This window comes from Paenibacillus sp. FSL H7-0943 (assembly GCF_037963265.1).
GTDB lineage: Bacteria > Bacillota > Bacilli > Paenibacillales > Paenibacillaceae > Paenibacillus_AQ > Paenibacillus_AQ odorifer.
In genome coordinates, this window is the sequence record NZ_CP150148.1 from 2,249,125 (window position 1) to 2,270,614 (window position 21,490).

15 protein-coding genes and 1 pseudogene are annotated in these 21,490 nt (G+C 42.9%); 9 read left to right on the forward strand and 7 right to left on the reverse strand.

Annotated elements, in window-relative coordinates; genetic code table 11:
• The first annotated feature begins 107 nt into the window (after positions 1-107).
• The 3 genes from NSQ55_RS09640 (at position 108) to NSQ55_RS09650 (ending at position 4,209) form a co-directional block, all read left to right on the forward strand.
• On the forward strand, positions 108-1,151 hold the full coding sequence (locus NSQ55_RS09640; RefSeq protein ID WP_339172845.1) for a YeiH family protein: 1,044 nt from the start codon (positions 108-110) through the stop codon (positions 1,149-1,151).
• Positions 1,152-1,261: 110 nt separating this feature from the next.
• Entirely contained in the window at positions 1,262-2,071 is an 810-nt protein-coding gene (locus tag NSQ55_RS09645; protein ID WP_076124994.1) for a MerR family transcriptional regulator, read from the forward strand.
• A gap of 200 nt (positions 2,072-2,271) precedes the next feature.
• A complete protein-coding gene (locus NSQ55_RS09650) occupies positions 2,272-4,209 on the forward strand; it encodes an FAD-dependent oxidoreductase (protein WP_339172848.1) in 1,938 nt (645 codons plus the stop codon).
• Between the two features lie 77 nt (positions 4,210-4,286).
• Here the strand turns inward: NSQ55_RS09650 and NSQ55_RS09655 are convergent, their stop codons facing one another.
• Entirely contained in the window at positions 4,287-4,703 is a 417-nt protein-coding gene (locus tag NSQ55_RS09655) for a helix-turn-helix domain-containing protein (RefSeq protein WP_076184313.1), read from the reverse strand.
• A gap of 135 nt (positions 4,704-4,838) precedes the next feature.
• Here NSQ55_RS09655 and NSQ55_RS09660 point away from each other — a divergent pair, with 135 nt between their 5' ends.
• Entirely contained in the window at positions 4,839-5,300 is a 462-nt protein-coding gene (locus tag NSQ55_RS09660) for a DUF2798 domain-containing protein (RefSeq protein ID WP_076218537.1), read from the forward strand.
• A gap of 108 nt (positions 5,301-5,408) precedes the next feature.
• Here the strand turns inward: NSQ55_RS09660 and NSQ55_RS09665 are convergent, their stop codons facing one another.
• Positions 5,409-6,350 (reverse strand): MerR family transcriptional regulator, encoded by a 942-nt coding sequence (locus tag NSQ55_RS09665; protein WP_339172852.1) that lies wholly within the window; start codon positions 6,348-6,350, stop codon positions 5,409-5,411.
• A 345-nt stretch (positions 6,351-6,695) separates the two neighbouring features.
• Between NSQ55_RS09665 and NSQ55_RS09670 the strand changes: the two genes are divergently transcribed.
• A complete protein-coding gene (locus NSQ55_RS09670; RefSeq protein WP_339172855.1) occupies positions 6,696-8,504 on the forward strand; it encodes a methyl-accepting chemotaxis protein in 1,809 nt (602 codons plus the stop codon).
• Positions 8,505-8,992: 488 nt separating this feature from the next.
• Here the strand turns inward: NSQ55_RS09670 and NSQ55_RS09675 are convergent, their stop codons facing one another.
• The 3 genes and pseudogenes from NSQ55_RS09675 to NSQ55_RS09685 all read right to left on the reverse strand — a co-directional run.
• Positions 8,993-9,880: an NAD-dependent epimerase/dehydratase family protein gene (locus NSQ55_RS09675; protein WP_339172856.1), complete on the reverse strand. Its 888-nt coding sequence runs from the start codon at positions 9,878-9,880 to the stop codon at positions 8,993-8,995.
• Positions 9,881-10,352: 472 nt separating this feature from the next.
• Positions 10,353-11,336, reverse strand: a complete 984-nt coding sequence (locus NSQ55_RS09680) for an RNA polymerase sigma factor (RefSeq protein WP_339174465.1) — start codon at positions 11,334-11,336, stop codon at positions 10,353-10,355.
• Positions 11,334-11,435: pseudogene (locus NSQ55_RS09685) on the reverse strand (sigma factor); the annotation flags it as partial. The pseudogene NSQ55_RS09685 and the gene NSQ55_RS09680, both read right to left, overlap by 3 nt.
• A gap of 243 nt (positions 11,436-11,678) precedes the next feature.
• On the opposite strand from NSQ55_RS09685, the gene clpP reads away from it, so the two are divergent.
• On the forward strand, positions 11,679-12,260 hold the full coding sequence (gene clpP / locus NSQ55_RS09690; RefSeq protein WP_036679301.1) for an ATP-dependent Clp endopeptidase proteolytic subunit ClpP: 582 nt from the start codon (positions 11,679-11,681) through the stop codon (positions 12,258-12,260).
• 21 nt (positions 12,261-12,281) lie between these two features.
• Positions 12,282-12,488: a hypothetical protein gene (locus NSQ55_RS09695; RefSeq protein WP_076125006.1), complete on the forward strand. Its 207-nt coding sequence runs from the start codon at positions 12,282-12,284 to the stop codon at positions 12,486-12,488.
• Between the two features lie 48 nt (positions 12,489-12,536).
• On the opposite strand, the gene NSQ55_RS09700 is transcribed toward NSQ55_RS09695, so the two are convergent.
• Entirely contained in the window at positions 12,537-13,532 is a 996-nt protein-coding gene (locus tag NSQ55_RS09700) for a LacI family DNA-binding transcriptional regulator (protein ID WP_256717185.1), read from the reverse strand.
• Between the two features lie 274 nt (positions 13,533-13,806).
• Between NSQ55_RS09700 and NSQ55_RS09705 the strand changes: the two genes are divergently transcribed.
• Positions 13,807-15,555 (forward strand): alpha-glucosidase, encoded by a 1,749-nt coding sequence (locus NSQ55_RS09705; RefSeq protein WP_081393972.1) that lies wholly within the window; start codon positions 13,807-13,809, stop codon positions 15,553-15,555.
• Positions 15,556-15,794: 239 nt separating this feature from the next.
• Entirely contained in the window at positions 15,795-19,397 is a 3,603-nt protein-coding gene (locus NSQ55_RS09710; protein ID WP_339172858.1) for a M14 family metallopeptidase, read from the forward strand.
• Positions 19,398-19,466: 69 nt separating this feature from the next.
• Here the strand turns inward: NSQ55_RS09710 and NSQ55_RS09715 are convergent, their stop codons facing one another.
• On the reverse strand, positions 19,467-21,344 hold the full coding sequence (locus tag NSQ55_RS09715) for an LTA synthase family protein (protein WP_076220704.1): 1,878 nt from the start codon (positions 21,342-21,344) through the stop codon (positions 19,467-19,469).
• Between the last annotated feature and the right edge of the window lie 146 nt (positions 21,345-21,490).

Here is a 21,490-nt window from a genome sequence, read left to right on the forward strand (position 1 = left end):
CGGATAGGATATTGGTATTTAACTTCCGGGCGGTGTCGTATTATTGTTGAGTCATGGGATGTATTTATACAGCATCATCTAGAGATTCATCAAGGAGTGTATACGACATGGGTCAATCAGAAGGTTTGTATCAACCAGATCACAACAAAAAGGTTGGGTTTGCATTAGGGATAGGGCTAACCTTAGTTATCGCATTATTGGCGAAATTTTTAGCGGGTTTTCCATTCCTATCTATTATGGGGCAATTGGTCATTGCCATCTTAATCGGGATTATTTGGCGAGCTACGATAGGAGTGCCAAATAGCATCACACATGGCACCGATTTTTCCAGTAAAAAACTGCTTCGTCTTGGGATTATCTTGCTCGGTATGCGGCTTAATCTAAAGGATATCGTTGCGGCAGGACCCCGGGTATTTCTTTTGGCAGTCATCGTCATTATATTTGCGATCTCCGTTGTATACGGGCTGGCACGACTGTTCAAAGTAGATAAGCGCCTCAGTATCTTAACTGCCTGCGGAACTGCGATTTGCGGTGCGGCAGCGGTGGTTGCCATCGCTCCACAGATAAAAGCCAAAGATGACGAAACTGCCATTGGTGCAGCTATAGTAGCTATATTAGGCACAATATTTACACTGCTGTACACATTTTTATATCCTTTTCTCGGCTTATCAGATTTAGGTTATGGGGTATTCTCAGGAGCGACTTTACATGAAATTGCTCACGTTATCGCGGCTGCGGATGCTGGTGGAAATGCTGCCCTTGATATGGCGGTCATCGTTAAATTAACCCGGGTGGCTTTACTTGTGCCGGTGGCTATTTTAATTGGGATTTGGTCCAATCGTGAAGAAAGAAAAGTGCAAGGTGGAGCGGCAAAAGCTTCGTGGAAAAGCATTCCAATCCCTTGGTTTATTCTAGGATTTCTAGTTGTCAGTGGTGTGAATTCGTTAGGAATCGTCTCCGCATCAGTAGCCAATGGGATCGTTACGATTGCTTATATGTTAATCGCTATGGCGATGGCAGGGCTTGGATTAAACGTTGATTTGGCGGCATTTAGACGGCTTGGAATGAAGTCTTTTGCAGCGGGACTTATAGGTTCGGTCATGTTATCTTTAGTTGGATTTATGTTAGTTCACTTACTTGCGCTAGCGTAGTTAGCATGTACACCCTGAGTATGAAATGAGTTACTTCATATCCAAACAGCATCCTTCTCTTTATCATTTAGTGTGGTAGGATATGCATGAAATGAATGGAGGGACTTCAAGTGAAGTATTGCATAGGTGAATTTGCTTCCATTCTCGGGGTAACTGCGGATACGCTGAGATTATACGAGAAACATGATATTGTTAGGCCTACAAAAGATAACAGCAATAATTATAGATATTTTAATGATTTAGATGCAAGGGATCTGTTAATGAGCAGATGGTATCGCAGTATGGAAATTCCATTGCCCGAAGTGGCACTTCTGATGAAGGATTCCTCTATTGAGCAAGTTATGGGATTGATGCAGCAGTCTCAGCAGAGTTTAGAAGAAGAGATTAAGCAAAAGACGATGCTGCTAAACAAGATGAATGAAATTCATAAAGAGCTTAAGGAAATAGAGTCCTCATTATATATATGTAAACTTAAACAACTGCCAGGCATGTACAGGCTTAAGCAAACGGATAAAAATGCATTATTAAAAAATGATATCGTAAAAAGCCTCGTCAACACTTGGATGGATAGGCTTCCTTATGCGTTTTATTCTTTTAAGATTGAGGACGCGGGGGTGTTATCCGGTGATAATAACTTTGACTATAGCTGGGGGCTTACCTTACCCGAGGAGGAAGTGCAGAAATTTGCAATGGATATCGATGAATATGTAGAGTACATTAGCCCGAGTACCTGTATCTCTGCTATCATGTTATCTACGGATGGACATTATATCACGAAGAAATCTTTGCAGTTTATGATAGATTACATCGAAGCAAATGGTTATACCATAGCGGGTGATGTGGTGGGTAAATTAATGCTTACTGAAAAAATAGAAGGCAATAACCGCTCATATTTGGAAGTGAATATTCCAATTGTATAAGTTTATTTTTATAAACACCTGCTCTAAGAGCGGGTGTTTTTTCTTTTTGGACAAGAATTGGACATTGACCTTGGTGCTGCACCAATGTTTATACTTCGGTATATAGCTTGGCAACGTTCGGTAGATATGTATAGATATGAATGTGAAAAATATCACGTTATTGGCGAGCTATAAGATATTAGATACTGGGGGAGAAGAGAATGCGCAACAGAAATTTCACCAAGAAAATGCTCATGTTAACTTTTTGTATGGTGCTGATCGTTTCCATGTTGAGCGGATGCAAAGGAAATGGGGAGTCGGCAAATTCGTCATCATCATCTTTTAAAGCCGGTACATTCGCAGGGGAAGCGGAAGGCAAAGAGGGCGTGATTAAAGTAGAAGTCACTATGGATGAGCCAGATAAAATTAAAGATATTAAGATCGTAAGCCAGTCAGAAACGGGTGGTCTAGGCGATAATGCACTTGAAAAAATAAAAGATCAAATTCTGGAAGGACAAACCTTGGCAGTAGATGCTGTTAGTGGTGCGAGTCTTTCCAGTGAAGCAATGCTCGCGGCAGTTGAAGATGCCGTAACCAAAGGTGGAGGAAATCTGGAAGTCCTTAAAGCCGGTGGCGTGCAAAAAGCAGGTGAAGGTAAAACGGAAAAGCTTGAATCAGACGTAGTGGTAGTAGGCGCCGGTGCATCTGGTGTGTCCGCAGCGGTAACCGCTGCTGATAAAGGTGCCAAGGTTATTATTATCGAAAAAACAGGAGTTATCGGGGGAGCAAGTAATCTATCCTGGGCCGGTAAGTTCTATAATTCTTCCGCAGCTACTGACAATAATCTTAAAGTAAATGTGGAAAAAGAAATTGCCGATTGGATTGTCAACAATCACTGGAGAGTTGACGCTGCAGCGATTAGACAATACGTAACGAAATCCGGCGAAACTTATGATTGGTTAGCAGAAAAAGGGTATAAAACCAGCTTCCTAAACTTCTTCGGAGAGCAGCTGCATGTGCTGCCAGCTTATGAAACCCGGGAAGAGACCCTTCGGAAAATGTTGGCTGAATCGGTTGAACAAAAGGGTGGACAAGTGATCACCGAAACCACTGCCACAAAGCTGATTACCAATGAAGCAGGAGAAGTTACAGGTATTGTGGCTGAGAAATCGGACGGGACTACTCTTGAAATCACAGCAAAAAGTGTCGTAATGGCAACAGGCGGTTATGCCGCAAATTCGGAAATGGTTAAAGAAGCTTTTGGTTTTGAAGGGGTTAACGGAGGACTAGGTCAGAATGTTGGGGAAGGTCTGAAAATGGCTTGGGAAGCAGGAGCCAAGGTTCCTGATAACTTCGGTGGACAAATGCTGCACCAAACATTAGCCAGAGCAACACAAGGACTAAAAGCACAATATGAGCCTTTTGAAGCAAGTTATCCGCTGATGTTGACGTATCTGCCTAACTTCATGAATGTCGGTTCTTCCGGAGCACGTTTCAGAGATGAAGCAGCTACATTAACATCGGTCGCAGCAGCTAATACGAGTGCATTTAATGGTGCTTATCATATGGTTATCGTATCAAAATCTCAATTGGCTGCTCTTCAGTCCAAGGGGATGAAAGGTGTTAACGCACCAAGCCTGCCAGGAATGCCACCAGAATTTTATGCCGAATTTGCAGATCAATTCACGTTAGAGAATCCATGGGTAAATGCAGAAAAGGTGTTTGATTCTATGGTAGAAAACGGAGATGGCTTCAAAGGAAATACAATCGAAGAATTAGCAACAAATGCAGGTATGGATGTAGATGTGTTTGTAGAAAATTACAATAGTTATAAAGAAGCTACAAAAACTGGTGTGGATACTGAATTTGGTAAAGCTGCTGATTATTTAGAGCCAATGGGCGAAGAAGGACCGTATTATGCCATCGTCGCTGAAATCAACAACTTGGGTTCTGTGGGTGGCTTGCTGGTAAACACTAAGTTCCAAGTGCTAAATGATAAACGTACACCAGTAAAAGGATTGTTTGCTGTAGGGCTTGAATCGGAAGGCGTATTATTCAATGATACCTATGTGGGCAATGGGGTCGGAATTGGTTATTCCTTTACCTCAGGTCGTCTAGGTGGAGAGAGCGCGGCAAACAGTGCTTTGAAAGCTAATTAACGACAATTTCCCGGAAAATAATTCAATCTTTTTAAAGCCGCAGAGTAGACAGCTCTGCGGCTTTTTTTTGCTGGAGATTAGAGCCAATCTTCTTTTAGCAAAGATTTAAGAAGCTCTACATTTGTTACTCCCAGCTTGGCAGCGATCTGCTGCTCTAATTCAATTTTGGTGATCATCATTCTGTTATTGCATTCTATACCCTTTGGAGTGAGGACAATATTTTTGTCACGCTGATTTCCTTCGACTTCAACGGCTTGGACATAACCACGGGATAACATGCCTTGAATGCTTTTATGCGTGCCCTGTCTTGAAATATGAATTATTCTACTGATTTCTGAGATCGATAACATTTCTCGGGCCTCAAGAACTGCAAGAATGTGGGATTCGGTCTTATTGATTTGATCCGGGTCTTTGTCTGTCACTATTTTACGTAAAGCTAGATGCTTCTCACTGAGTAAATCAATCAGGTTCATTTTTTGCAGCTGCTTATTCATTAGAACACTCCTAAATGATGGCTCGTTTATCCCAGTATAAGTCATTTGCGATTATTGTCAACTTGGTTGACTTGATTTGAGGATTTGTGTTATTGTAATCCAAGTTGACAATATAGAGATAAAAGGAGCTTGAAGATGGGAAGAAACAAAAAAGAGGCATTTTTATTTACGTTCATCATGTGTTTTTTGATGGTGCTGGGGATGAGTATTTACAATGTAGCACTAATGGAGGGTTGGTCAGGCACGTTAGTTAAGGATGTGATTGTCGGCTACTTGCCTGCATTTATAGTTGCACTCATTCTAGATGTGTTTGTTGTAGGCAAGGTTGCGAAGGGGATCGCGCATAAGCTGGTTAAAGAAAATGATCCGATGATCAAAAAAATCATGTTCATATCCTTTTTTATGGTGACCGGAATGGTATTGTTCATGTCCTTCTATGGCGCAGTTCTCCATGTTGGATTTTCTGCTGAGCTACCAAGAGCTTATCTGTCTGCCATAGGTAAAAATTTTATTTTTGCACTTCCACTGCAAATCATTTTAGTTGGGCCGCTTACACGATTTATTTTTGTGAAAATTACTCCAGCTGTGTCTGCGTAGGGAATAAATCAATAGAAGCAATATACAACAAAACGCTCTCCGTCTGCCCGAATAAGCAGAAGAGAGCGTTTTTTTTAGATGAGAAACGTTTATCTATGGCTCGCTCGTTTACGCAAGCGCGTGAACTCTCTTTTTTACAGGTTCGAGTAGATTTAGGGCATACTCATTTCCGCTACCTTTGGGACTATCGTTACGGATATGCTCCTCCAGACATAATCTGGAATTTTGATCCGCTTGATAATCAGGATGAGTATCCAGATACCCCATTAGGGCTTGCCATGAGCCGTAGATATCATCAGTGCTTTCTGTCAGAGCATAGAGGCCGCCGTCGAGCCGCATTTCCTTTAGATGAGCTGGTATCTTCACATTTTCCGGAATTGAGGCACAGAATCCATATCCATAAGGTTTATTCTCACCACTTGGATGCGGGTTCGTATTGCCGCCAAACAGCCGTGCTGTGCCTAATAGTTGACTAGCGTCCAGCCAATCATTAACTGGAATCATAGCTTCATCTTCTGGAGAGGTACTAACCGCAACATTGTAGGCAAATCTCATAGCTGGGAGAGTAATGAATCTTACATGAATAGGGGTAGAGTGATTAATAGTTGGCATAGATATAACCTCCTCAGTTTTAGTCATACCATCCGATGGACTGCATGACTTTTCGTTTAGTTCAGATAATAATTGATTTGTAATGGGTTCCTCGAGATGGGCGGATATCCACTGTAAAAAGAGATGGATTTCACCTTCTCTATTTGTTAGTTCTGTTTTTTGATTGTGAATAGAAGCCGCTTGCTGGCTGAGCGCTTCGTACATGGACTGAACGGACATATTTTTAAGCACGGTTCCAATATCCTTGATGCTAATATCCAGCTTTCTTAATAATGAGGTAACCCGAATGGCGAGTATTGCTTTCTCATCATAAATCCGCCAGCCAGAGCTGCTGTCCCGCTTACTTTCAAACAATCCTTGAGCTTCCCAGTGACGCAGAGTCCGACTCGTCAGTCCGAATTGCGCAGAAAGCTTATCAATGGTAACAAATCCGCTCATAGACAACTCCCATTTCATAGTTTGATAAGGCGCCTTATGTGGATTATTTTAGCATTTAACGTTACGTCAATTGCAAGGAGAATTAATGATTGGGTATTCGAGATAATTTACATTTCTCATACAAAACATTGTCCAGTATTTAACGTCCAGCTTCTACAATCAAGATATTGGTAGAATGTACCTATTGCAATATGAGGCTTTATACGGAGGATGATATTGTTGAAAGCTAGGTCTATGCATCTAACTATGAAATGGAAGTTGATTTTGAGTTTTTCCGCCGTTGTTCTTTTCTTTTTGGGAGTAGCGTTTTATCAAAACCATAAAATCAGCCAAGTGGAGATTTCTATGGAAACGCAAAAAGCTGAGATGGAAAAACGAATTACCGTGTCTATAATTACGCAACTGCTGCAGGAAATGAATGCGGTAGAATCTTCGTTAGCGGGTTCGAGTGATTTGGAATTCGTCCAACCTTTTAAGGACAAGCAAACAAAGCTGACTAAAGAGTTGGCGACGGTGAATTTTGCGGCAGATTCGCCGGCATTTAAAGAGTTAGAACAATTACATAGTCAGATTGGGGAATATACGGGATATTTTGACGAATTGGTAAAGACCATAGAAGACGAGCAGCTTGATCCCATGAGTGTGCTGGAACAAATCGATGAATTACATACGAAGGCTACAGCGTTGAGTGAAGTCATGCTAGTGACTAATGAAAAGTTGTATACGGCAGCAGCAGAAAATGCAGAAAAAGCACAGGATTATTCTTTTGATCTGCTTAATCTGACCACCTCTATAGTTGCTTACGCAGCTGTGCTAGTGTTTATTTTCACATTAGTGATTGCGGTTATGCTCATACGTTCCTTCCTGAATCCTATTCATAAACTGCAAGTGGCTCTGCGAAAAATTGCCGAAGGAGATTTGCGTCAGCAGATTAATTCACCTTACAACGATGAGTTGGGCAGTTTGAGTCATCATTTTGATCATATGGTGGAGCGGGTCCGGGAAATGCTTCAGCATACCCAGTCAGTAGCCTCTTCGCTGGCAACTTATTCGCATTCTTTTCAAGAATCTTCATCTATAACGGCGCATACGAATCAAGATATCGTAAGCACTATACAGGAAATCTCGGTAGGCGCAGAACAGCAGGCAGGACAATCTGAGCAGAGCGCTGGCCTGATTCAGGAGCTGGAACGTGAAGTGAATGAGATCACGGAGTATACCGAGGTTATGCTGGCTACCAGTCAAACGGCTAATCACAATACTCGCAAAGGATCTGAATCCGTCATCGCCCTCCGGGAGGTGTCTGAGCATTCGCGAGAATCTGTTAATAAAGTATATCTGGCTTTAACCAAACTGAGTGATCAATCAAAGGACATCTCGCGCATCACTAAATCCATAACAGATATTTCTAATCAGACCAATATCCTCTCACTTAACGCAGCAATTGAAGCAGCCCGGGCAGGTGCCTACGGAAAAGGGTTCGCTGTCATCGCTGATGAAGTAAGACAATTATCTGTGCAGACCAAAGAGTCCTCCGTACATATCAGTCAGATTATTAGCGAGCTGCAATCCGGGATGGATGAATTCCAGCAATATATGCTGGTGACCAAAGGAAATCTTGAGGAACAGGATCATAAAGTGGCCGAAACGTTGTCCTCTTTTGAAGCGATTGATCATTCTATTGTGGAGATTAGTAAACAGATTGGGCAAATTCACGACAAAGTGGATATGACTCAGACTATGAACCGTAGACTCGCGGAGTCTGTTCATGCCGTCGCGGCCATCGCCGAGGAAACTGCAGCAGGGGTGCAAGAAGTGAACGCCTCCAGCGTACAGCAGGATCATGCAATCCGTGATATAGCCCGTCAAGCCATTGAGATTAATGAAATTTCGCAGAATTTATTCAAAGAAATCAACATTTTTAAGATTGATTCGGATGGGGACGATGGGGTCAGATATGAAGGTGACAGGGATACAAACCATGCTGGCAATCCAGAAGCCGGGGACACATTAGGAGACGCATTAGGAGACGCATTAGGAGATGATACATTAGGTGCTGGTGATCCTCCAGATGATGGCGGTACTCCAAATGATGGTGGTACACCAAATGCAGACGGTTCTAAAGAGGGGTCTTATCTGACAATCTCTGCTTAGCTCAGCGGGAATTAGCATTAGTAGCGTAAGGTGGAGTAGAGAGTAGAGAAAAGAGTAGGGAGTAGGGAGTAGGGAGTAGGGAGTAGGGAGTAGGGAGTAGGGAGTAGGGAGTAGAGAGTAGTGAGTAGGGAGTAGTGAGTAGAGTTTAGAGATGAGAGGCTAAAGTTTAGCGCTTAGTGAGGTTCTACCTGCCGTTTTGATTTTAAGTGTATTTTATACAACTAAAAAAGTTTGTATTTAGCTTGATTAGGGTTTAGTTGTATTTAGTGCAGTTATTTAGAGGCGAAATGACGATAACGGTGGTTTGGTGGGGATATAATTGCATGAAATACAACTAAAACCAGATGGGAGTGCACATACCTGAAAATAGTTGTATAGAGTGCAATTAACTCAACGTATAATTGTGTTTGGTTACATGAAGAAGCTGGCTCATTCGTGGGAGTTGTCCACGAAAAGCCAGCTTTTTATCGTAGTAACATAGTTAGTAATTAGTCCTCGTACGTTTGATTTAGGGTGCTAACTAACTCTGGGAGCCAGTCGCTTAGAGTGAGAAACTTGTATCCCTCCGATTGAGCTTTAGCTGTATCCATAAACCAGGATTGTGTGATCCCGAATGGAGAATTATGCGCATCCGCTGTTTCGCTTTGAATGACGGCTTGTTTTCCGGTCTCTTTTTCAATCAGCGAGATAAGGTCTTTAATACTAACGGTACCGTCTGAGCAAGCGTTGAGAGGACCCGTCACCATCGAGTTGCCGAGCCAATATAGAAAATCAGCGGCTTCGTCCGAACGGATAAAACAGATATTTGCATCTGGATTCGGAATCCCGATGGGCAGTTCGTTACGTACATGTTCAATATGAAAATGGAGTCTTCGTGTATAATCGTCAGTTCCCAGAACAATCGGAAAGCGGACAGCGGCTACCGGGAACGTAGCTTGTTGGATAAGGACGGCTTCCGCCAGTCTTTTCCCCTCCTGATAGGTGAAATCCTTTCGTCCTCCATAACGAATTGGGTACGTTTCAGGATCGAATATCTCTTCTGTCAGCGCTTGCTCACTGAAATCATAGACAGATAAACTTGAAGTCAGTATGTAACGCGTGGTTTTGCCGTCAAAAATACGGCGCGCCTGATCCGCTTCATCAGGTGAAAAACAAATATTATCGTAAACCACATCCCAACTCGTATCACCTAATGCTTGAGCGAAGGCCTCCGGTTGAGACCGATCTACCTGTATCCGGTGAACGAGATCGCCAAAAGGATCGCTTGTTTCCCCGCGCGTTAATATGGTTACTTCGTTCTTAGAATCCTCAAGCAGACGCTCGACCAAACGTTTTCCAAAAAAGCGTGTGCCGCCTAAAATAAGAATCTTCCTCATCAACCTCACTCCTTGATTGCTATTAATGGTTATTAAAACGACTGTTTATTGGTTTATATAAAGCTTCTGACTCATTGTAGATAAGCAGCGGGATCAGCCAGATCAGCAGCAATGTATTGAGTTTTGAGTGATACAAATTGGACTAAAGGGAAAGAGTTAGTTTGATTGTACCTCGTGCAATAGAATTCGTATTAGAGTGGAGAAAATTTGATCCTATTGCACTCTATACAATCAATGGATGAGCAAGTGGCATTAAACTAACTTTTCACTAGAATCTATTGCAGAGAGTGCAGCAGATTCAATTTTTGCGGCCAGGACGGCGGATTCTGTTGCACAATATGCAACGTTTGTAGCTAGTTACCACAAACAGCCCAAATGTTAATTACATATTAAGCGCACTAATCACAATCATATCTGTTCGTTTTTAACGTAACGAGACACTTAGCTGCCCGAGATCCAGCTTAACGAAAAACTACGCCACCATACACATTCCTGGCGTGGTATAGTTCCAGCTGTTTGAACTGAATCCACCAGCTTGGAAGGTCTGGAAGCCTTGCAAGCTTTGGCTCGATACCGCCATTACAGGTTCCTGGCTTTCGTCCGCAAATACAAGCTCGATCAGCTCGTCAATTTCCCCATGTTCATACGCGGCTGCAAGGCGGCTCAAGACGATCTGCATGGCTGTGTCCTGTGGTAAGGAAGGACCATCGGCCTGAAGCAGCTCTTGTCTTACGAGAGGAAGGGCTTGCCGGGCTCGGTGCAGAGCGGCTTTTATTGCCCCTTCTGTGGTATCGAGAATCTCGGCAGCTTCCATTGCAGAGTGTCCCAACACATCTCGAAGCAGGAACACCGCCTGCTGCAGCGGAGATAAATACTCCTGTAGTGCTTGAAAAGCAGCTTCAATCTCAAATGAACCATACTCCGCAGAGGCCTCAGTGGGGGACTGATCCAGCTCCAACACTCGTGACAAGGTGGCTTTACGCCGCATGATATCAATCCATGTGTTTCGGGCAATCCGAAAAAGCAATGCCTCAGGATTTGGGTGATTTGTAGAACTTGTATGATGAGTAGAATTTGTAGGAATCGTAGAATGCATTGCAGATTTTGTAGACGGTGCAGTCTTAGTAGACGTTGCAGTATTAGTAGACGTTGCAGTATTAGTAGACGTTGCAGTCTTAGATGGCGTTACAGCCTTTGCAGACGTTGCAGTATTAGCAGCCGTTGCAGTCTTAGATGGCGTTACAGCCTTGGCTGACATTGCAGTATTAGCAGCCGTTGCAGCCGTAGAAACCATATAGTTCATTTGATTAGTTTGATTAGTTTGATTAGTTTCAAGTTTTTGATTAGCTCTATTAGCTTCATTAGCTTTATCATTTTCAATGGTTTCTTTATTTTGTTTAACTTCATTCATTGAACTGTTCCCATTATTTGCGCTCGTTGAGTCCGAAGTCTTCATATAACCTAGGGCCTTGACCCATGTATCCTGAGCTAAATCATCGGCATCCCACGGGGATTGTGTCAATGCAAGACAATATCGCTTCAGAGCTATCTGCAAAGACCTGGTGTTACTTTCATCCGGCGCATCTCCGGTGCTAAGCTTCTCAAGGATGATCACTCTGCATAACTCCTTTTCCAGTAAGGTAATTTCGATTACTTCTAATAATAAACGAATGAGTAGGAAATTAAGATACGCAATTTTAAAAAATAAAAATTCTCACGCCTAACGTATCCTATCCCCATACTAATCCGTTTACAGGGTAGATTTCAAAACTCTAAAACAGATGGAGGTCGAATACGGATGGCGTACGTTCCTTATGTAGTCGAACAAACGAATCAAGGTGAAAGATCTTACGATATTTATTCGCGGCTGTTGAAGGACCGGATAGTGTTCGTAGGTGCGGAAATTGAGGATCAGCTGGCTAACAGTATTGTTGCCCAGTTATTGTTTTTATCAGCAGAAGATCCGGATAAAGATATACACATGTATATTAATTGTCCAGGTGGATCTATCACCGCAGGCTTCAGTATTTATGACACGATGCAACTTATTAAGCCGCCGGTGAATACCATTTGTACAGGAATGGCGGCTTCTTTTGGTTCTTTGTTGTTATTGGCTGGGGCCAAAGGGAAACGTTATGCCTTGCCGAATAGCGAGATTATGATTCATCAGCCGCATGGTGGGGCGCAGGGGCAAGCTAGTGACATTGCGATCAGTGCCAAACGTATTTTGAAGGCAAGGGAAGTGCTTGTGCAAATTACAGCGGACCGAACTGGGCAGACGGTAGAGAAGGTACTGCAAGATATGGATCGAGATTATTTCATGTCAGCCGATGAGGCGGTTGAATACGGAATTATCGATAAGGTCATCACAAATCTCTAAGACGAAGGAGTGAAGAAGGCTATGCTGGAGGTTTTGCAGGGAAAAGAGGTAACAATCTATTTTGTGGATGGCTCCAACGCTACAAAAGGAGTGCTGGAAACGGTAAGTGAAAAGTTCGTCAAATATCGGACGGATTTTGAAGAGTTTTATATTCCAATCAGCTCGATCTGTTCTATCTCTCTAGATACCAAAACGCGTGAACGAGCCAAAGTAGGATTCACACAATAACATCAATAACATCATCTGTATAAAAATGGGCTAGGAGTTCCACAGCTCCTAACCCGTACTTTCCCGAATAGCCAAATAATGAGCCACATTTGCATGATGCGGCACAACGGTCTCCCCTTTAATCAGCTTGATTAAGGTTCGGGTGGCGGTCATCCCAATCTCCGTTCCTGAGTATTCAACCGAGGAAAGCTTAGGTCGAACGATAGAGGCAATGAAGCTGTTATCAAATCCGAACACGGCAACATCAGCTGGCACCCGTAGACCGTTATCGGTTAAATGATTCATGGCTCCAACTGCCATCCAATCTGTAGAGCAAAACACCGCAGTAGGTAACTCTCCGCTATCCATAATTCGGCGCATGGCGTCGCTCCCATCTTCGACGGCCATCGCACTTTCTACTACCCATTCTTTTCTTAAGGTTATGCCTGCATCCATAAGGGCTTGTAGATAGCCTTTATACCGATCCCCACCCACCGCATTATCTCCCGAGCCGCGAATCATAGCGATTTTGCGATGACCTTTTTGAATCAGATAAGTAACAGCTTCATAAGAGGCAGTTATATTGTCCAGATGAACGGAAGGAATCGTATCCACCTGCGATTGTTGCCCGACAAGCACGCAAGGTGTATTTGAGCTGCGGATGATCTCCAAATGTTCATGGTTTGGAATAGAACCCACAAATATATTTCCTTCTGTCCCCATCCGCTGGAACATCTTCAAATAATGTTGTTCACTTTCTGCACTGCCGTCCGTTAATCCGACCATAATGTCGTATCCATACAAATCCGCGAGATCGCGAATGCCAACATTGAAGTCATCCAGTACAGTGTTGCTATTCTGCGGAATGATCACACCGATCAGTTGTGTATTAGCTTTGTCCGTTTCAAGGCCGATGACATTCGAACGGTAGTTGGTTTGTTTAATAGCTTCCAGTACTCGTTTACGGACATCATCGTTAACTGGTTTGCTGTTATTGATTACCCTGGACACCGTAGAGATCGAAACGTTCGCCAATTGGGCTATATCTTTTATCTTTACCTTCAAGAAGATCACCATAACTTTCCATATGATTCACTTGGTGTTTCAACTCTCGCAAGCATATCACGGATAGCTTCAAGAATCCAAAAGATTGTTGTTGACCTAGGAAATAAAAGGTCCTATAATGATCGCTGAAGGAAAATTATTTCCTTGAAAAAAGCTTGTTTTGAACGATAAAGTTGAATTTTTGCTAAAAACAATAACTGAATTATTAATTCTAATGAATTTCGGGAAAATATTTTCCTGTGAAGGGTATATGAATACGAAGGAGCTGCATGCATTGAACAGAACATGGTGGAAAGAAGCCACAGCGTATCAAATTTACCCACGGAGCTTTATGGACAGCAATGGTGACGGTGTAGGCGATCTGCAGGGAGTCATTTCTAAACTTGATTATTTGCAGGAGCTTGGCATCAATGTCATTTGGATCTGTCCTATTTATAAATCCCCAAATGATGATAATGGTTATGATATTTCGGATTATCAGGATATTATGGCGGAGTTCGGCAGCATGGCCGACTTTGATCAGCTGCTGCACGAGGTTCATGCACGAGGCATGAAGCTGATTCTGGATCTAGTGATTAATCATACTTCGGACGAACATCCATGGTTTGTTGAAGCACGTTCAAGCAAGGATAATCCGAAGCGGGATTATTATATTTGGAGTGATCCTAAGGACGGGAAGGAGCCGAATAACTGGGAGAGTATTTTCAGCGGTTCGATTTGGGAGCTTGATCCCGCCACAGAGCAATATTTTATGCATGTATTTTCCAAAAGACAGCCAGACCTCAACTGGGAGAATCCTGAGGTGCGCCGTGAATTGTATAGCATGGTCAACTGGTGGCTGGACAAAGGAATCGACGGCTTCCGGGTGGATGCCATTTCACATATTAAAAAAATCACCGGACATCCCGATCTGCCGAATCCACAGAATCTTCCGTATGTTCCGTCTGGCGATGGGCACATGAACCGTGAAGGGATTCACGATTTCTTGCAGGAGCTCAAGCAGGAGACGTTTGACCGATATGACATCATGACAGTTGGCGAAGCGAGTGGTGTAAATGTTGATCAGGCGGAGTCGTGGGTGGGTGAAGAGCAAGGCAAATTTAATATGATTTTTCAATTCGAGCATTTAGCTCTTTGGAATAAGAGTGTGACAGGTGGATTGGATGTTCTGCAGTTAAAATCAGCGCTCTCCCGTTGGCAAAAAGGTCTTGAGGGCAGAGGCTGGAACGCATTGTTCATCGAAAATCACGACCAGCCGCGTTCAGTTTCTACTTGGGGAAATGATGGCCAGTATTGGAAAGAGTCAGCTAAATCGTTGGCTACGATGTATTTCCTGATGCAGGGAACACCATTTATTTATCAAGGTCAAGAAATTGGGATGACCAATGTAAGATTTGAATCAATGGATGATTACGATGATGTGGCGATGAAGAACTTGTATCGTTTGGAGACTGAAGCCGGTAAATCACATGAAGAAGTCATGGAGGTAATCTGGAAGAACGGTCGGGACAACTCTAGAACACCAATGCAATGGAGCGACTCTGAAAACGCTGGTTTCAGCAGCGGCAAGCCATGGATGAAGGTGAATCCGAATTATACGGAAATCAATGTGGAGCGGGCGAAGCAGGACCCTTATTCCATCTATCATCATTACAAAAAGCTTATCGCTCTTCGGGCTGCTAATCCCGTTACTGTTTACGGGACATATGATCTCATTTTGCCTGAAGATGAACGTATTTATGCTTATACGCGGACGCTTGGAAATAAAAAACTGCTGGTCATGTCTAACCTGACAGCAGAGGAAGCACTGTTTGACCTTCCATTTGATTTGGAGTTTGATACTAGTGAATTGCTCTTGCATAACTATGAGGTTGATCCTGCGGAGCCGATTGAGACTGTCGCATTACGGCCTTACGAGTCCCGAGTGTATATGCTGGTTAACGCACCTGTAGAGCAAGAGGGTAGCAGTGAACTTGTACCTGCACAAGAGTTAAGTGAAGCTTCTTTTCCAGAAACCGTTTAATATATTTATTGTAATTCAAAGCGCCCAGTTATCCGGGCGCTTTTTTTGTTGCGTTAGTGTAGGACTCTTGCACAAAATGAATGCGCTTACCTAGGCAAGTCGTATAAAAATATTATTTTTTCTATTATTTTTGTTCCCAAAATTAATAGAATACTATATTATGTTATGAATACAGATTCATATAAGTGTATATTCATTCAATTTAGGGTGAAAGTAGACAAAATTATAGGAGGTAAAAAATGTCCAAGAGAATACTATCTTTATTACTAGCTTTTACACTTATGATGTCGGGTCTGCTTCCAGCTGCATATGCAGGTGAAGTTGCAACCGAAATTAACCCGCAGGCGGTTGTTGCTCCGGTTTCTACGGAGAACACAGCTGATCCAGCGGTGCTTTCTTCAGAACAAACTACGGTAGCGACTGCTGTCTATGAACAAATAGCGGCGACAGTTTCCACAGAAGTATACAAAGCTTCTATGACGGAAGCTAGAACATTAGAATTGACTTTAGAGCTTCCTGATGGGGCATCGCCTCAAGATATCATCTGGAATTTTGGCAGAACGGCGGAAGAGATGAAGCCGCTGGCAGAGTGGAAGAAATGGAATAAAGATGCGAAAGATTATTCAGGTAATCCTTTCGTAACAGTGACCTATGAGCCGATCTCAGGTTCAAAAGTAAAGGCTTTAATTCATTTTGATTTGCTGTACGGAGAGAATCTTTCATTAACGGGTATACGTGCAGAGTACGTCAAACGAGTGGGAATTTATAATCTAATCGGGACATTACCTGCTGGAGATGTGCTGGTAGAGCAGCAAGTCAAACTAAATCCATATGAAACCTATCATACATATGATGAGATTAAACCAGCGATCGATAGGATTACTGCTGAAAGCAATAATAAATATGATCGATATGTAGAGTATCAGCAAATTGGGACATCATCTCAAGGTCGTGCCATTCATTTCTCTATTGTTGCTAAGGATAAGTCCTCAGTAGATCAATATTTGAACGAGACCTTACCGCTTATGATGAATGATCCTGAAGCCCTGCAAAAGAAAATTAACGACGGGGATCTGCAGGATTATAAGGTACCTATCTGGTTGAACAACATTCATGCCGATGAAGCCAATGGTGTCGATGTAATCATTAAGTTTTTGGATACGCTGATGACACAGCAAATTGTCACCTATGATACCACTGATGAGAATGGAAATCCGAAAAAGGTAGTTCTGAACATCGACGAAGCGCTTGACCATGTGATTTTCCTGCTTGATTATGTAGAGAATCCTGACGGTCGCGCGTTAAACACGCGTCAAACTTCAACACTGCTTGATCCAAATCGGGACAACTCTTACCAGACCCAGCCTGAGACACAAGCGGTAACTGCACAAATTGCTAAGTGGACGCCGCTTACCTTTTTGGACATGCATGGATTTGTAAGTGGCTTCTTGATTGAGCCTTGCACACCACCTCATGATCCTAACATTGAATATGATCTTGTAATGCCAAGTATGCTTGAGCAAGCAAATGCCATGGGGAAGGCGGGAATTGCTAATACTAAATATGATTCCTACCATATCCCTTATGAAGAATACGAAAAAACACAACAGGATCCGAACTATAAAGGAACGAATGCAACAGGTTGGGATGATGCTTCACCAGCCTACACAGCTGTATATGCCATGCATCAAGGAGCACTTGGGCATACGATTGAAGTGCCTGAATTGAATGAAGATTCACTGGATGCCTTTTATTATGCGGCTTTGGGGGCAACCGATTATGTGATCAACAACAAGCAGGAACTGTTCCTGAATCAATTGGAAATCTTCAAACGGGGTATCCAAAATGAGAATACTAATGCTGCTGTTAAAGATTATCTAATCAATGCACAGAATGAGTCCATTGGACGTCCAGGGGTAGATGAGAATACGAATTTCTTCCCTGAGTATTACATTCTTCCGGTTGCAAAAGATTTGCAAAAAAATGATCTGGAAACCTACAAAATGGTTCAGTACCTACTGCGTAACAATGTGAAAGTAGAACGGACAACAGCCAGTGTAACTGTAGATTCTGTAGTCTATCCGGCTGGAACCTATGTGGTGAATATGCATCAAGCCAAAAGAGGTTATGCGAATCTTGTCTTGTATGATGGACTAGATGTCTCGGATTTTAATGAGATGTATTCAGATACGGTACAGAATTTCTCGGCTATGCGTGGTTTTGACCGATATATTAGCCGTTCTGTTGGAGCATTCACTGGGAAAACAGAACAGGTTAGCAGTGTAACGATCCCTAGTACGAATCTAGATCAATCTCCGTTCGAGCAAAATTATGTGATTAAAAACAGCAACAATGATGCGATAAAAGCTGTGAATGAGCTGCTAGCCAACCATAAGGCAGTGACACTGCTGGAGAATGGGGGGACGGGTTACGAGAAGGGAAGTTTCCTTGTTTCCAGATCCAACCTTAGAACGGTATCGTCTAAATATCTGCTGGATATTGTGCCGTTTAGTGCTTCAGAGAACAGAACGGGTAAATTGCTTAAGGCTCCTGAGGTAGCTATTGCAGGAGCGACTGCATTTATGCTGAAGGATCTTGGATTTAACGTAACTACGGATACAGTGGCAGCAGATGTTCTAATCAATTCGGGAACGAATCTGATTGCTACAGGTAAACCGTTTATCGGTTATGGAAGAACGATGCTGAAAACTGTTAAAGGGCTTAAGGTCCTCCCTGGACTGGACTATTCAACTCCGGTCAATAAGGATGGCAAAGAAGATGCTCATGAGGGATTGTTTAAGGCTGAGGTCTCTCAGGACAATGTAATTACAGCGCCTTATGCCGATAGCGAATACCTCTACACGGTTTCCGCGGCTTATATTACAAAAGTGCCTGAAGGCGCAGAGATCTTGGCGAAATACGGATCAGGCGCTGACTTTTTCAAAGCAGGCTGGTGGCCGAATAACGAGGCTGCACAAGACCAAGTATTGGCGCTTACTTACAATACAGACAACATTCATGTGACGTTATTTGCGAATGATCTGATGAATAAATATCATCCGCAAAATCAATTCAGATTGCTTGCCAATTCAATCTATGCTGCCGCTCCAGCGGCGACTGAAGAGGATGGTATGGATAACGGGGTGAATGAACAAGAGCCAACAATACCTTCGACACCGTGGCAGCCATCTGTAACATCAACACCTGCACCGACCGTGCAGCCGTCTGCAACACCAACGCCAGCTCCAACTCCAACTGTGCAGCCGTCTGCGACACCAGCCCCAATAGGTTCTAACTTCACGGATCTAGGTAAGGTGGCGTGGGCAGCATCGGCGATTAAAGAGCTGGCGGCAAAAGGGATTCTGCAAGGGGTGAGCGATAATACCTTTGCTCCGCTTAAAGAGGTGACGCGTGCCGAGTTTATTACCATGATCGTGCGAGCTTTTGATCTGCTTGATGTGAAATCATCCGCTGCCTTCAGTGACGTGAAAGCTACTGACTGGTCTTACGGATACATTGCATCCGGGGTCAAGAACGGATTGATTAACGGTGTAGGCAATGGAAAGTTTGATCCTAACCGTGCGATTACACGCGAGGAAATGGCAATCATTGTATCCAATGCACTTAAGAAATTTAAAGGCAAGTCGGTAAGTGATACAAATGCCGCTTTGGCTAACTTTAAAGATCAGGCTACAATCGCTGCTTACGGTAAAGAAGCGGTGGCATTACTAACTCAGGAAGGTATTGTGCAAGGTCTGACTGCGGATACCTTCGGTCCTAAAAACATTGCCAACCGTGCTCAAGCAGCAGTGATTATCGATAGGATGTTGAAGCTTAATTAAGTTTTAGATTCTTATAAAAAATGCAAAAATGCCCCTCAGCTATTTGGCTGAGGGGCATTCTTTTTATAGTTACTTTGCATCATCCGTAGAGGGTAAATCCGGCAGTTGTTGAATGTAGCTGTTTGACATATTTAGAAGCCGCTGAACGGCGTCAAATTGTTCTTTTGTCGAACCGCCCTCTGTTTCTGAGCCATCGATTAGATTAAAGTTGTCTCCATCGTCGTAATCGACACCAGTTAAATACATGCTTGTGTCATTAATGAAAGAGCCGGTAGGCAAAAAGTGTCTGACAGGCAGCATGTTGGTCTGTTGGTTCATCAGGTCTTCTCCGAAGTGGAGCTGGTCTTTCATTGAAATCCCTAACAGGTTAGCTACAGTTGGCATAATGTCGATTTGGCCGCCAGTTTGGCTGTACACGGCAGGTTCACCTACACCAGGGGCATGAACGATGAAAGGAACATTGAACATATCGGTATAACCATATTCGTGGCCGACCATTTCTTCCATTAACGATTTCTCGTTGCCATCAAGGGAATATAGCGATACACCCTGATGGTCACCGTAAAAGACAATGACGCTATCATCCCATAGACCACTGGACTTTAATTGATCCAGGAATTGTCCCATTGCATAATCTGCGTAATTTTGAGCTAGAATATAGTTGCCAACTAGGGTGCCTTCATACCGTTTAGGCAGTGTCATTTTATTTTTTAACTCTGGCATTTTATAAGGGTGATGAGCACTCATAGAAATGACCATCGCGTAAAAAGGATCATCTTTAGCATCCATTTTGACTAATTCAGGAACAGTCTTGGCATAGAGTACCTCATCTGAAGCACCGAATGCGATATGATCGTCATCCCCATAGAACGCTTGATCATAATACTTATCAAAGTCTAGTACTTTGTATAGGGTTTTGCGGTTCCAGAATTCTACGCTATTGGTGTGAAAGGTTGCTGTGTTATATCCATTAGCTTTCATCAACTTAGGCAGGCTCGGAAGCGCCTTATCCATATAATTGGATGAAGTGGCTACCTCGTGGTGGGGAACGTACAACGAAGTATTCACTACAAATTCAGCATCCGAAGTTGTTCCTTGCCCGGCATTAGTATAGAAGTTATTGAAATAATGTTCGCTTTTCAAAAGCTTATTTAGATTGGGTGTTACTTCCTGCCCGTCAATGCTCAGGCCCAGCAAAAAGTTCTGAAAAGATTCCATTTGTACCACGATTAGATTCTTACCTTGAGCTGCCGCCCAGTACTTCGGTGAGACAGGCTCTGTAATCCCTTTGGTCTCGTTAATGGATGGTTGCGTGATTTCTTTGCTGTCGATTATTTCTTCTGTTTCCCTTGTATCGGCAAAAATAGTATAGACCTCGTAATTAAGAATCCCCATACTCTCCGCTTTTTTGTTCTCGTTCATACTGGCATGATTTGGCCAAACATTAAAGACACAGACCGCCAAAGAAACACTGATGATTCCAAACAAAGCAGTCCGGTTCATGCGGCGGTTCATACCTCTTTCTTTCCAGATCGCAATATATTTCGGACGGAACATAAAAAACATGAAAACTACAATATCCACAAAAATGAACAAGTAGTAAGGGTCCAGCAATGAGTATGTGCTTTCTCCCACCTTAGTTACTTTATCTGCTTGTTCCAAGGCATGATAAGTAGCAATTACACCGTAATATTTGTAATACATTAGCACGGCAAAATATATGACTGAAATCAATAGGTTGGCTATCATGTAATACAGAAACTTTCGTTTGGAAGCCATCCATTCTATGAGTCCAAATACGATAAAGAAAAATGGGATCTCTGTCAGCAGCATACTCCAGTTAGGACCGTCGCTAAAAACTACGAACCAGGCCACTGCGCATTTTAGCAGCAGGACGAAGCTAAAGACTAGGAAGGGTTTATTTTTTATATCAAAATCTTTTTTCACTCGTTATCATCCTCTCTGATGCAATTACACCAAGGTCCTGCATATACCTGTATTTCATGGAAATCCGTTGCAATATGCCGAAGCTTATTATGCTCTCGAAGTTAACAAGTGTCAAAAGGTGGACGAGAGCCCTAGAGCGAAGCAAC